The organism is Nocardioides sp. HDW12B, from assembly GCF_011299595.1.
In the GTDB taxonomy this organism is placed as follows: domain Bacteria; phylum Actinomycetota; class Actinomycetes; order Propionibacteriales; family Nocardioidaceae; genus Marmoricola_A.
Genome location: NZ_CP049867.1, coordinates 1,054,791 through 1,067,126, shown reverse-complemented (window position 1 = coordinate 1,067,126; position 12,336 = coordinate 1,054,791). Strand labels below are relative to the sequence as shown.

Below are 12,336 nucleotides of genomic sequence, written 5' to 3'. Positions count from 1 at the left end.
GCACAAGAACACACCGGCAACCGACGATCGCCGTCGCCGGTCCGAGCCCTCAGACCATGACGCGGTGCACGCCCAGCGCCGTACCGATCTGCTCCTCCTCGTAGCGGAAGTGCGACTCGAGGAGGCCGCGCAGGTGCTCGAAGTGGGCGTAGACGTCGGGCAGCCCGCTCTCACCCTCCCCCGGTCCGTCGCCGTCGGCGCTGGTGGTGGCCAGCGCGACGAGCACCCGGTCGAAGCGCTCGAGCACGTCGTGGATGACGCGGTGCTCGAGGTCGAGGCGGTCGAGCACCGGGTCGAGCGCGCTGTCGGCCGCCCGCAGCGCCGGGTAGAGGTGGGCGTCCTCGATCCGGTGGTGGGTCTCGACGCTCTGGCACAGCTGGCCGCAGAAGGAGCCGAGCTGCGCGAAGGTGACGCGTACGCCGAGCGCGTGCACGGCTCCGCGTGCCTCCCCCACCGTCAGCCGGCCGGACCTGACCTGCTCGAGAACGTCGTCGACCTGCGCCAGGCTGCGGCGGTACATGTCGTGGACCATCCGCAGGTGCTCGCCCTGCGACCGCTCAGCCGGCGTCGCGTCGGGGTAGCCGGCCCCGCGCGGCCGCGCCGCCTCGTCCCAGGTGGGCAGGTCCTGCGGTACGTCGCTCACGTCCCGATCCTGCCAGGCGGGTGGCGGCGACCGCGGTGGGTAGGTTCCCGGCGTCAGCCGTCCCCCAGCACCCGTCCGTCCGGGAGGAGCGTCGTGCGCACCATCGGCATCGAGGAGGAGCTCTTCCTCGTCGACCCCGCGACGGGCGAGCTGACGGCCGTCGCGCAGAGCGCGGTGGAGTCGCGGGCCGCGACCAGCGCGGAGACCACCATCGAGCTCGAGCTCTACCAGCAGCAGATCGAGCTGGCCACCGCGCCCGAGGACGACCTCGACGCCCTGCGGCGCCGGCTCGTCGAGGCCCGCACCGCCGTCGTGGCCGCGGCGGGTGCCGCGGGGGCCTCCGCGGTCGCGATGCCCGTGCCGGTGCTGTCGGTGCCGCGCCACCCCGACCTCACGCCGGACGAGCGCTACGAGCGGATCCAGACGGACTACGGGCGGCTGGCCCGCGACGCCGTCGCCTGCGCCATGCACCTGCACGTCGCGGTCGAGGACGACGAGGTCGTCCGGGTCGTCGACGGCGTCCGCCCCTGGCTGCCGTCACTGCTGGCGATCAGCGCGAACTCCCCGTTCAACCGCGGCGAGGACACCGGGCACGCCTCGTGGCGCAGCCAGGTCTGGTCGCGCTGGCCCTCGGCCGGGCCCCGGCAGGAGTTCGGGTCGTCGGAGGAGTACGACCGCACCACCCGCCTGCTCGTCGAGTGGGGTGCCTCGCTCGACGAGCCGATGGTCTACTTCGACGTCCGGCCGGGCAACGGCTTGCCCACCGTGGAGATCCGTGTGGCCGACGTGTGCACCGACGTCGACGACGCGATCCTCCTTGCCGCCCTCGGCCGGGCCCTGGTCACCACCGCCGCCGCCGGCCGCACGTCCACCGAGGGGTGGCGGGCCGACCTGCTGCGCGCGGCCCAGTGGCGCGCCGCCCACGACGGCCTGGCCGGTGGCCTCGTCGACCCGACGACGTGGAAGCTGTCGCCCGCGGCCACCGTCCTCGACGCCCTCGTCGAGCACGTCCGGGACGCGCTGGAGGACACCGGCGACCTCGACCTCGTCCGTGAGCTGGCGTCGCGGGTGCTCGCCGACGGCGGCGGAGCGGAGCGCCAGCGGGCGCTCGTGCGCGACGGCGCCACGATGCCCGAGGTCGTCGCCGACCTGGCCCGCCGGACCGCGGCGAGCTGAGCCCGGTGATCGAGCGGGACCGGTGATCGAGCAGGGCGCCCCGCGCCCGTCGTCGAGATCGGCCCCCCGGTGATCGAGCAGGGCGCCCCGCTCCCGTCGTCGAGATCGGTCCCCCGGTGATCGAGCAGGGCGCCCCGCGCCCGTCGTCGAGATCCGTCAACCCGCACGCCCTCGTCTGGTATGCCGCCTACGGCTCCAACCTGCACGTGCCGCGGCTCACCTGCTACCTCGCCGGCGGCACCCCGCCCGGCTCGCGGCGCACCTACCTCGGCGCCCGCGATCCCTCCCCACCACGGGCCACCGCCTCGGTCTGGCTCCCGGGCCGGCTCCGCTTCGCCGGTGACTCCCCCGTGTGGGGCGGCGGCGTCGCCGTCCTCGAGACGGGTGATCGAGCAGGGAGCCCCACCCCCGTCGATCGAGCAGGGAGCGCAGCGACCGTGTCGAGATCCGGCGAGGTCGCCGCCCAGGCCCCCGGTGATCGAGCAGGGAGCGCAGCGACCGTGTCGAGATCCGGCGAGGTCGCCGCCCAGGCCTACCTCCTCACCCACCAGCAGGTCTGCGACATCGTGGCACAGGAGACCCGCCGCGAAGCCGGCGCGGTGAGCGTCCTGGAGGCGCCCCTCGGCGGCGCCGGGTGGTACGACGCCTTGGTCACCGGCGAGCTCGACGGTCACCCGCTCGTGGCGCTGGCCGCGACCGACCCGCCACCGCCGAACGCACCGGGAGCGACGTACCTGACGATGCTCATGGACGGGCTGCGCGCGGCCCACGGCTGGTCGCCCGAGGAGTGTGCGGACTACGTGGGCCGGTGGCCGGGCGCGGAGTCCTGGACCCGGGAGTCCCTGGTGCGGCTGGCGGAGCGGACCGCCCCCACCGTCCGCGGGACCTGACGTCTCGCGTCAGTCACCTCGGACCGCGACGGCTGCCTTGGTCATCCCGAGCAGCCGGTCGAGGAGGTCGCCGCCGCCGTGGCGCAGCCCGCCGTGGAGGTACTGGTCCGTGACCCAGGTCCGCAGCGACGGCACAAGCGCCGCGGTCTGCAGCGAGAGCCCGCGGTCGACGAACGGGTCCTCGGCGTAGACCACGGCGGCCGCGGGCACGTCGAGGTCCGCCAGCACGCCCGCGTCGAACAGCTTCGGCCACGCCTCGTCGGCGAGCAGGCCGGCCACCTCGGCGTACGGGCGCAGGGCGGGGTCCTCCTCGAAGTGCCACGGGAAGAGGTGCTCGCCGGTGAGCAGCAGCGAGTCGGCGGCGGCGAAGTCGTCGGGCTGCACCCGCGCCGCCGACCAGCCGGTGATGACGCCGTCGGCGTAGCTGGACTCGTGGATGACGGCGTACATCGGGTTGCGGGCGCCGAAGGGGAAGAGCCCGACGACGTCGTGGCGGAACGCCGCTGAGTGTGGGTCGCGCTCGAGGAGATAGTGCAGCTCCTCGCTGCCCCCGTCGAACCCGAGCCGGTTCCCGATGGTGCGGACCATGCGCCGGCTCAGCGGGCGTCCCTCGGGGTCGAGCACCTCGCCGGCGTCGCACAGGGCGAGCAGCCGGGCCAGACGGTCGCGGTCCATCGGGTAGCGACGGTGGTGCAGCTCGTTGAGCCGCCGCATCTGGGTGAAGGTCGCGGCGTAGACGTCGTCGACCGGCCGCCCGACCACGGGCAGTCCGCCGGTGAAGATCGCCGCGCGGACCGAGTCGGGCGCGCTGCTGAGGTAGTGCAGCGTGCAGAAGCCGCCGAACGACTGCCCCAGCAGGCTGACCTTCCGCTCCCCCAGGTGCTCGCGGAACGCCTCGGCGTCGCGCACGATCGCGTCGGCGCGGAAGTGGCGCAACCGATTCGCGTCGGCAGCCGGGTCGGGGTCCGGGTCGCCGTACGGCGTGGAGAGGCCGGTCCCGCGCTGGTCGAGCATGAGCACCCGGTGGTCCTGCAGGGCACGCTCCAGCCAGGCCGGGGCGGCCGGGAAGCCGGTCGGACGCGGTGCCTCGTGGCCCGGGCCGCCCTGGAGGAAGACGAGCAGCGGGCGGTCGAAGCCGCCCGGGGCAGCGACCTCGCGGCCGAACACCTCGATCGTCGGACCGGTGGGGTCCGCATGGTCCAGGGGCAGGTCCAGCCAGTGGTCGGTGACGACGACGCCCGCGACCTCGCGGCGCTGTCCGGCAGTGGGGTGCTCAGTCATGCCGCTTACTGTGCCCGCTGACACCGACAGCTCGCGACCCCGACGGTCCGACCGGCGCCGCAGTGGGTAGGGGTGGCACGTCCCCTCCCCCGGCTCCAGGAGCTGCTCGCATGTCCGAATGCCTCGAGACCTCACGGCTCATCCCCGCTCCGGCGAGCGAGATCTTCGCGTTGCTCTGCGACCCGCAGGGCCACGTCGCCATCGACGCCTCCGGGATGCTCCAGGACGCCACCGGTGAGCCCGTCACTGCCGTCGGGGACTCCTTCGTCGTCCACATGGACCGCGAAGCGCTCGGCGACCTGCCCGACTGGGGCCGGTACGACGTGACCGTGCGGATCGAGGAGCTCGAGCCCGACCAGCTCATCACCTGGTCGATCCTCGGCCGCATCCGTCCTCAGATCGGCCACCGCTACGGCTACCGGTTGGAGCCGGCCGAGGAGGGCACCCGCGTCACGTCGATCTACGACTGGTCCGAGGCCCGGCAGGACTTCAAGGACAACGGCGTCTTCCCGGTGATCTCCGAGGCCAACCTGCGGGCCACGCTCGGCATCCTCGACCGCACCGTCCGACGCGGATACCCCGCGGCTGACGCGCGCACGTGACGACCAGAGCCCCGCAGCGCATCAGGTGACGCTGGTCCGCGTACATCGGTCCTCGAACCCTTGGCATCTCGGGGGCGCTTTCGATTGAGGCCCGATGCGAGTCACTCCGCCGCAAACAGGACCCGGAAGCCGTCCCTACCGTCCAGCATGTTCGCCGCGCCGCGTGGCGAAGTGTGGTGCCAGTCATTGGCACTTCGAGAAATGCAGGCAAGCAATGTTGCGCCAATGAGATTCAGGTGATGGCCCAGTCGACGGGTGTCACCCCGAGGGTGTCGAGACGTCGGTTGACCTCCGTGAGCGTCTTCGCCTCGCGGAACTCCGTCTGGGAGCGTCCTCTGGCAGCGGGGTGCGGGGCAGTGACGACCGCATGTCGGTCTTCGTCGATCAGGTCACGCTTGCGTTGGGCGGCTTTGCCCCACAGGACGAAGACGACCGGACGGTCGCGATCACTGAGTTTAGTGATCGCAGCATCGGCGAACTGGCGCCACTGCTTCGCGTGCGAGTTGGCTCTGGAGTCGCGGACCGTAAGCGCGGTGTTAAGGAGCAAGACGCCTCGCTGGGCCCACTCGGTGAGGTCGCCGTGAGGCGGCGGAGTGAGCCCGTCGCGCGTCATCATTGCGTAAATGTTCCGCAGGGACGGTGGCAATCTAGGCACGTCCCGCGGGACCGAGAAACACAGGCCGTTGGCTTGACCGGGCTGGTGGTATGGGTCCTGCCCGAGGATGACCACCTTGACCTTGTCGTAGGGCGTCAGGTGAAACGCCGCGAAGAGATCGCCAGCCGGTGGGTAGACAACACCGGTACGCCGCCCCCGATCAACCATGCCCATCAGGTCCCTGAAGTACGGCTTCTCGAGCTCATCGTCCAGCACCCCCGGCCATGGGCGCCGCGTACGAGCAAGCGCTGCCAGGCCGGCCGCCTCCTCGGGATCTACGTCGGCCAGCAGGGCCTCTCGCCTTCGCGAGCCCACACGTCGTCCGCCGATCCGAACGGGCTGCGCCCCAACGATTCCATCAGACGATCCACCGCATCGGGCGTCGAGCCGATGGTGTGCACCTCTCCATCGTCCGTCACGACCAGTGCGCCCCCGATCAGCATCTCGTTGGGGTGGTCTGGGTCGTGGTAGTCGACGATCCAAACGCCGTGCCGCTTGTTTTTGGAAGCGTGGAGCGCCACCAGGTTTGAACCCTCGGCGCGCAGGTGCCCGTTCGCGTGCTTCTTCGCTGTGTTCGCACTGATCACAATGTCTCCCTCGGTCGGCCGTCCCCCGATCGTGACGAGGCCCGCCGACAGCGATGTGGCGGTTGCGTGGAGCCTGCCCCAGAATCGAGACATGGCTAGTTTCGACGACGTCTGGACACGCATAGAACAGCATGCCGGTCAGCAGTTCATCACGGCGACCGGTCTCCCATTCACCTACCGGGTACCAGGTGATTACCTCAAAGTGTCTCGCGATGGTCGCGAAATCAACCGTTCGCTTTCGAGAACCAACTTCATGAAAGCGGCCGCTGCCATGCCGACATCGAAGCCGAGCGACATCAAGGATAGGCAGGGTTCCGCCTACACCTGGGCAATCTTGATGGACCCGCGGGTTCGCGCTGGGGCCTGGTGAGCCACGGCACCCACTTGCCTCTATGCGCCGCAGGTAGCGCAAGTGGCGCAAGTGGTGCTTTGCATGGTTGGCCCTCGGTGCAGATTGCACTTCCGACCGGACTATTGAAGTAGTCCGAAGCCTGCAGACCCGAAATGGTCAGGACACGGTAAGGGCGATCCTCGCGGCGCTCCTCGAGGTGCAGACCCGCCCTTTGGCCGGCGTGAGCGGGCTCGACGACGAGGACATCCGGGCCTTCGCCCAGCGCATGTGCTGCGGGATCGCTACCGACACCCCCACCGAGCCGCGATCTGACCTGCCGTTCACGCGACCGTGAGCGCAGATGCGTGGGAAAAGCACGCGTTCCGGGCTCCCGGAGGTGCTTTTCCCACGCATCTGGCGGGCCTCAGAGACCCGGGAGCGAGAGGCCCAGAAAAGAGACGAAGGGCGGCCCGTGAGGACCGCCCTTCGTCGTGTTCGGTGGAGCTGAGGGGACTCGAACCCCTGACCCCCTCCATGCCATGGAGGTGCGCTACCAGCTGCGCCACAGCCCCGCCGCTTCGATCACCCGGTGGTCTCCCGCCCGGCTCGAGGCAACCCGGGAATCTTAGCCAATGGTGGTGGCGGATGCGAAATCGCCCACCCCGTAGGCGAGCAGCCGCCGCGCTCGCCCCTCCCCCGGCTCCAGCACGGTGGCCCAGTGGCAGTTGTCGAGGACGCCCAGCGAGTTCACGGCATGCTCGTCCCAGCCGAGCAGACCGCCCAGCGCGAGCTTGAGCGCGGCCCCGTGGGACACCGCGATCCCGGTCTCGCCCCAGGACAGCGCCGCGAAGCAGTCCTCCACGGCGGGCACGATCCGCGCGCGTACGTCGTCGTTGTCCTCGGCCCCCGGCACGCCCTTGAGGCGCTCGCCCAGCGAGATGCCGTCGGCCATCTGGGGGAACTCCGCGACGGCCTCGTCCCAGGTCATGCCCTCCCGCTCGCCGACGGAGAACTCGCGCAGCCGTGGGTCCTCCTCGACCGTCAGCCCGGTCGCCGCCGCCACGTGGTCGGCGGTCTGCCGAGCGCGCGCGAGGTCGGAGGACCACAGCCGCACCGCGCCGACCAGGGCGAGCCGGGGGGCGGCGGCCTGAGCCTGGGCATGACCGACCTCGTCGAGGGGCACGTTCGCCTGGCCCTGGGCACGGCGTGTGTGGTTCCACTCGGTCCGGCCGTGCCGGAGCAGGAAGAGCCGCTTGGACGGCTGCTGGGACATCGGCGGGTCCGGCGTCAGCTGGAGCGACGCGTGCTGGTGACCGACTCGGGCAGCTCGATGAGCGGGCAGTCGCGCCACAGCCGCTCGAGGGCGTAGAACGCGCGCTCCTCCTCGTGCTGGACGTGCACCACGATCTCGGCGTAGTCCATCAGCACCCAGCGTCCGTCGCGCTCGCCCTCGCGGCGTACCGGCTTGGCGCCGAGCTCGCGCAACGAGTCCTCGACCGCCTCCACGATCGCCTTGACCTGCCGGTCGTTGGAGGCGGAGGCGAGGACGAACGCGTCGGTGATGACGAGCTGGTCGCTGACGTCGAAGGCGATGACGTCCTCGGCGAGCTTGTCCGAGGCGGCCTGGGCGGCGGCTCGGACGAGCTCGAGGGCATGGTCGGTGGCGGTCACGAGACTCCCTGCGGGGTGGTGCGATCGGTGGGTTCGGGGTCCGGCTCGGGCGACGGCCCGAGCGCCTCGGGGGCGCTGGGCCGGTCGGAGAGGTAGAGCCGGTGCTTGGTGATGTACTGCACGACGCCGTCGGGCACGAGGTACCAGACCGGCTCGCCGCGCGCCGTGCGCGCACGGCAGTCGGTCGACGAGATCGCCAGGGCCGGGATCTCCACGATGGTGACCCGGTCGTGCGGCATCCCGGCGAGCGTGCCGTGGTCCATGGCGTAGCCGGGTCGGGTACACCCCACGAAGTGCGCGAGCTCGAACAGGTCGTCGGCCGCACGCCAGCCGAGGATGTCCTGGAGCGCGTCGGCTCCGGTGATGAAGTAGAGGTCCGCGTCGGGGAAGACCGCGGCCAGGTCGCTCAGCGTGTCGACGGTGTACGTCGGGCCGTCGCGGTCGATGTCGACGCGGGAGACCGTGAAGCGCGGGTTCGAGGCCGTCGCGATGACGGTCATCAGGTAGCGGTGCTCGGCCGGGGAGACCGACCGCTCCGCCTTCTGGTAGGGCTGACCGGTCGGCACGAACACGACCTCGTCGAGGTCGTACCAGGCCTGCACCTCGCTGGCGGCCACGAGGTGGCCGTGGTGGATGGGGTCGAAGGTGCCACCCATGACGCCGATCCGGGCGCGGCGGGTCGAGCGCGCCGGAGCGTCAGGCTGCCCCGTCGTCACCTCGGGCTGCACGTCACCCCAGGCACGTCAGGAGTGCTCGCGGCCGCCGCCGATGGCGACGACCCCGGCCAGCAGGCCGAGGAGCAGCAGCAGGACGAGTCCGCCGATGACCCACGGGTTGGGGCCACCGCTGTGGGCCTCCGCCTCGGAAGCGAACGTGATCAGGTTGAGCGCCATGGGTCGAAGCCTATCCTGCCCGGCCGACGGGCTCGGGCCGGGCGGGCACCGGCAGCCCGATCTGCGACAGCCGCACCAGCGAGACGACCTTGAGGACCAGCAGCGCGGTCGCGATGACGACCCCCACCGCCACCCAGCCGGTCACCAGCAGCAGCACCGCGAACAGCGAGGAGTTGACCGCCTTCCCCGGCTTGGACCAGTTCCACAGCCACAGCTGCCGGTCGATGGCGAAGAAGTAGTTGGGGCTGCGGATCGGCCACGCCAGGAACGCCAGGCTCAGGAAGCAGTCCACGACCATGAACTCGGCCAGGTAGATCAGGATCGCCGGCGCGTAGCCGGGCTCCAGCCACATCAGCCCGATGTAGAACGCGGCGGCGCAGAACCGGTCGGACAGGATGTCCAGCGACGCCCCGATCCGCGTCTCGCAGCCCCGCAGGCGGGCGACGTACCCGTCGAGGCTGTCGCCGACCCAGTAGACGACCAGGCAGGCGACGAGCAGCTCCAGGCTCTCCTGGTGCGCGGCGAGGCCCGCCAGCACGACGGCGGCCACGGTGCGGACGCCGGTGACGACGGTGGCCGAGGTGCCGATCCGCTCACCCGCGACATCGGTCCAGATGTCGAGGGTGGCGGGGTCAGCGCGTGTGTCCATCACCGGTCACGACGTACTTCGACGAGGTCATCTCGGGCAGCCCCATGGGGCCGCGGGCGTGCAGCTTCTGCGTGGAGATGCCGATCTCGGCGCCGAAGCCGAACTCGCCGCCGTCGGTGAAGCGGGTGCTGGCGTTGACCACGACCGCCGCGGCGTCGACCTCGGCGGTGAAGCGGCGCGAGGCCTCGAGCGAGCCGGTCACGATCGCCTCGGTGTGGCCCGAGGACCAGCGCCGGATGTGGGCGATGGCGTCGTCGAGGGAGTCGACGACGGCCGCCGACAGGTCGAGGGAGAGGTACTCGGTCTCCCAGTCCTCCTCGGTCGCCGGTACGACGCTCCCGTCGCCGGCCTGCGCGGCGACCCGCTCGTCGCCGTGGACCGTGACGCCGGCGTCCGCCAGGGCCGCCAGCACCCGGGGCAGGAACTCCGCGGCGACGTCGGCGTGCACGAGCAGCGACTCGGCGGCGTTGCACACCGAGGGCCGGTGGGTCTTGGCGTTCAGCACGATGGCCAGCGCCATGTCCAGGTCGGCCGCCGCGTCGACGTACACGTGGCAGTTGCCGACGCCGGTCTCGATGACGGGCACCTGCGACTCGGTGACCACCGAGCGGATCAGCCCGGCGCCGCCGCGCGGGATGAGGACGTCGACCAGGCCGCGCGCCTGCATGAGGACCTTCGCCGCGTCGTGGCCCTCCCCCGGCACCAGCTGGACGGCGTCGGCCGGGAGGCCGGCGCCGGCCGCGGCGTCGCGCAGCACCGCGACGATCGCCTCGTTGCTGCGACGCGCGCTGGAGGAGCCGCGCAGCAGGACCGCGTTGCCGGACTTCAGGCAGATGCCGGCCGCGTCCGCGGTGACGTTGGGCCGTGCCTCGTAGATGATGCCGACGACCCCGAAGGGGACGCGCACCTGGCGCAGCTCCAGCCCGTTGGCCAGCGTCGAGCCGCGCAGCACCTCCCCGACCGGGTCGGGCAGTGCGGCGACCTCGCGCAGGCCGGTCGCCATGCCGGCGACGCGCGCGACGTCGAGGCGCAGCCGGTCGACCATCGCCGCGGGCGTCCCCCGCTGCTCGGCGGCGAGCACGTCCTCGGCGTTGGCGGCGAGGACCTCGTCGGTGTGTGCCACGAGCGCGTCGGCCATCGCCAGCAGCGCGGCGTCCTTGGCGGCCCGCGAGGTGACGGCCAGCGGGTGGGAGGCGGCGCGGGCGCGCCGGGCAGCCTCGAGCACCGCCGCGTGGGTGTCCAGGAGCGGTCGGTCGGGAGCCGGGTCCGGGGAGCCGGGCGGTGCGGGCGGGGCGGGCGGGGCAGCCATGGCGTCAGCCTACGGTCCCGACCGGCTCTCAGAAGGGCTGGGCCTGCAGCTTCAGCTCGGTCAGGTCGGCCGTGTCGCCGGAGTCGGCGCGACGCTCGCGCTCGGCGACGTCGAGGGCCACCACCTCCCAGGTCGGGAGCCGGGCGCTGTCGCGGTGCTCGTTCCACAGCCTCAGCGCCAGGGAGGCGGCGTCGACGAGGGTGTCGGCCTCGTCCCAGTAGGAGATCTCGGCCGTCGTCGCGTTGAAGCGGATGGTGCTGATGAAGGGTCGCTGCTGGGTGAGGCGCTGGAGGGCGGCGCGCACGAGCAGCAGCTCCACCGGCTCACCGGCGACGGTGACGGTGACGTGCCACAGGCGCGCTTCTTCGATCACGGGGGTCCTCGACAAGGTATGCATCTCTGGTCCCCAGTGTCCCCCCGCACCGGGCGCGGCGTCTGCTGAGTGACCAGATGGGCAGGAGGAAACTCGCCCAGTGCACAGGTGTCGCGCGCGGCGGGCGGCGTGTCGTCAGGAGCGGCGCAGGATCACCAGGTCGTCGCGGTGCACGACCTCGCGCTCGTACGCCGAGCCGAGGGCGCGGGCGAGCTCGCGGGTGGACCGACCGATCATGCCGGGCAGGTCGACGGCGTCGTAGTTGACCAGCCCTCGGCCGATCACCTGCCCCTCGGAGCCCACCAGGTCGACCGGGTCGCCGGCCACGAAGGCGCCCTCGACCGCGACGATGCCGGCCGGCAGCAGCGAGGCCCGTCGGTGGGTCAGCGCCAGCACGGCCCCGTCGTCGAGGACGACCCGGCCGCGCGGCTCGGTGGCATGGGCGAGCCACAGCAGCCGGGTGGAGCGACGCTTGCCGGTGGGGTGGAACAGGGTGCCGACCGGCGCACCCTCCAGGGCCAGGGCGGCGTCGGGGGCTGCGGCCAGGAGGGCGGGGATGCCGGCCCCGGTGGCGATGCGCGCTGCCTCGACCTTGGTCTGCATGCCCCCCGTCCCGACGCCCGAGGCCCCGACCGACCCGATGTCCACCGCGGTCAGGTCGGACTCGTCGCGGACCTCGGGGATCCGCACCGCGCCGTCCTCGCTGGGCTTGCGGTCGTAGAGGCCGTCGACGTCGCTGAGCAGGAGCAGCAGGTCGGCGTGGACGAGGTGGGCCACCAGCGCGGCGAGCCGGTCGTTGTCGCCGAAGCGGATCTCGGTGGTGGCGACGGTGTCGTTCTCGTTGACGATCGGCAGCACGCCGAGCTCGAGCAGCTTGGCGAACGTGCGGTAGGCGTTCTGGTGGTGGCTGCGCCGCGTCACGTCGTCGAGGGTGAGCAGCACCTGGCCGGTGACCAGGCCGTGCCCGGCCAGCGCCTCGGTGTAGCGCTGCACCAGCAGCCCCTGCCCGACCGACGCGGCCGCCTGCTGCGTCGCCAGGTCGCGCGGACGCCTGCTGAGCCCGAGCGGGGCCAGACCGGTGGCGATGGCGCCGCTGGAGACCAGCACGACCTCGGCGCCGCGTGCCCGCAGACCGGCCAGGGTGTCGACCAGAGCGGTGAGCCGCTCCGGGTCGAGCCCGCCGGCGGCGGTTGTCAGCGACGAGGAGCCGACCTTCACCACCACGCGACGCGCCGAGACGACCGCTGCGCGCGCGGCGCCGGCCGGGTCGTCCACC

General features: G+C 72.1%; 16 protein-coding genes and 1 tRNA gene. 4 read left to right on the top strand and 13 right to left on the bottom strand.

The window, feature by feature from the left end; genetic code table 11:
- Positions 1-49: 49 nt before the first annotated feature.
- The gene (locus tag G7072_RS05120; protein WP_166084544.1) at positions 50-643 is read right to left on the bottom strand and encodes a hemerythrin domain-containing protein; all 594 of its coding nucleotides are present in this window, start codon (positions 641-643) and stop codon (positions 50-52) included.
- 93 nt (positions 644-736) lie between these two features.
- Between G7072_RS05120 and G7072_RS05115 the strand changes: the two genes are divergently transcribed.
- Positions 737-1,819, top strand: a complete 1,083-nt coding sequence (locus tag G7072_RS05115; RefSeq protein ID WP_206063291.1) for a glutamate--cysteine ligase — start codon at positions 737-739, stop codon at positions 1,817-1,819.
- Positions 1,820-1,935: 116 nt separating this feature from the next.
- Positions 1,936-2,709: a hypothetical protein gene (locus tag G7072_RS05110; RefSeq protein WP_206063290.1), complete on the top strand. Its 774-nt coding sequence runs from the start codon at positions 1,936-1,938 to the stop codon at positions 2,707-2,709.
- Between the two features lie 9 nt (positions 2,710-2,718).
- Here G7072_RS05110 and G7072_RS05105 read toward each other — a convergent pair whose 3' ends face one another.
- A complete protein-coding gene (locus G7072_RS05105) occupies positions 2,719-3,990 on the bottom strand; it encodes an alpha/beta fold hydrolase (protein WP_166084543.1) in 1,272 nt (423 codons plus the stop codon).
- 110 nt (positions 3,991-4,100) lie between these two features.
- Between G7072_RS05105 and G7072_RS05100 the strand changes: the two genes are divergently transcribed.
- The gene (locus tag G7072_RS05100; RefSeq protein WP_166084542.1) at positions 4,101-4,592 is read left to right on the top strand and encodes an SRPBCC family protein; all 492 of its coding nucleotides are present in this window, start codon (positions 4,101-4,103) and stop codon (positions 4,590-4,592) included.
- 232 nt (positions 4,593-4,824) lie between these two features.
- On the opposite strand, the gene ung is transcribed toward G7072_RS05100, so the two are convergent.
- Both ung and G7072_RS19715 read right to left on the bottom strand, forming a co-directional pair.
- On the bottom strand, positions 4,825-5,562 hold the full coding sequence (ung, locus tag G7072_RS19720) for a uracil-DNA glycosylase (RefSeq protein ID WP_277343402.1): 738 nt from the start codon (positions 5,560-5,562) through the stop codon (positions 4,825-4,827).
- Positions 5,523-5,834 (bottom strand): hypothetical protein, encoded by a 312-nt coding sequence (locus G7072_RS19715; protein WP_206063288.1) that lies wholly within the window; start codon positions 5,832-5,834, stop codon positions 5,523-5,525. Before G7072_RS19715 ends, ung begins: the two co-directional genes overlap by 40 nt.
- A 91-nt stretch (positions 5,835-5,925) precedes the next feature.
- Between G7072_RS19715 and G7072_RS05090 the strand changes: the two genes are divergently transcribed.
- On the top strand, positions 5,926-6,204 hold the full coding sequence (locus G7072_RS05090) for a hypothetical protein (RefSeq protein WP_166083598.1): 279 nt from the start codon (positions 5,926-5,928) through the stop codon (positions 6,202-6,204).
- Positions 6,205-6,664: 460 nt separating this feature from the next.
- On the opposite strand, the gene G7072_RS05085 is transcribed toward G7072_RS05090, so the two are convergent.
- The 9 genes from G7072_RS05085 to proB form a co-directional block, all read right to left on the bottom strand.
- Positions 6,665-6,737: transfer RNA gene (locus G7072_RS05085), tRNA-Ala, on the bottom strand.
- A 53-nt stretch (positions 6,738-6,790) separates the two neighbouring features.
- Entirely contained in the window at positions 6,791-7,438 is a 648-nt protein-coding gene (locus G7072_RS05080; RefSeq protein WP_166084540.1) for a histidine phosphatase family protein, read from the bottom strand.
- A gap of 14 nt (positions 7,439-7,452) precedes the next feature.
- A complete protein-coding gene (rsfS, locus tag G7072_RS05075; RefSeq protein ID WP_166084539.1) occupies positions 7,453-7,836 on the bottom strand; it encodes a ribosome silencing factor in 384 nt (127 codons plus the stop codon).
- Positions 7,833-8,552: a nicotinate-nucleotide adenylyltransferase gene (nadD, locus tag G7072_RS05070; protein ID WP_277343401.1), complete on the bottom strand. Its 720-nt coding sequence runs from the start codon at positions 8,550-8,552 to the stop codon at positions 7,833-7,835. Before nadD ends, rsfS begins: the two co-directional genes overlap by 4 nt.
- 27 nt (positions 8,553-8,579) lie before the next feature.
- Entirely contained in the window at positions 8,580-8,729 is a 150-nt protein-coding gene (locus tag G7072_RS05065) for a hypothetical protein (protein WP_166084538.1), read from the bottom strand.
- Between the two features lie 10 nt (positions 8,730-8,739).
- On the bottom strand, positions 8,740-9,378 hold the full coding sequence (locus G7072_RS05060; protein WP_166084537.1) for a CDP-alcohol phosphatidyltransferase family protein: 639 nt from the start codon (positions 9,376-9,378) through the stop codon (positions 8,740-8,742).
- Positions 9,362-10,687, bottom strand: a complete 1,326-nt coding sequence (locus tag G7072_RS05055) for a glutamate-5-semialdehyde dehydrogenase (protein WP_166084536.1) — start codon at positions 10,685-10,687, stop codon at positions 9,362-9,364. The genes G7072_RS05060 and G7072_RS05055 overlap by 17 nt, the downstream gene beginning before the upstream one ends.
- 28 nt (positions 10,688-10,715) lie before the next feature.
- Positions 10,716-11,060 (bottom strand): hypothetical protein, encoded by a 345-nt coding sequence (locus G7072_RS05050; RefSeq protein ID WP_166084535.1) that lies wholly within the window; start codon positions 11,058-11,060, stop codon positions 10,716-10,718.
- Positions 11,061-11,195: 135 nt separating this feature from the next.
- A complete protein-coding gene (proB, locus tag G7072_RS05045) occupies positions 11,196-12,335 on the bottom strand; it encodes a glutamate 5-kinase (protein WP_166089701.1) in 1,140 nt (379 codons plus the stop codon).
- Position 12,336 lies beyond the last annotated feature (1 nt).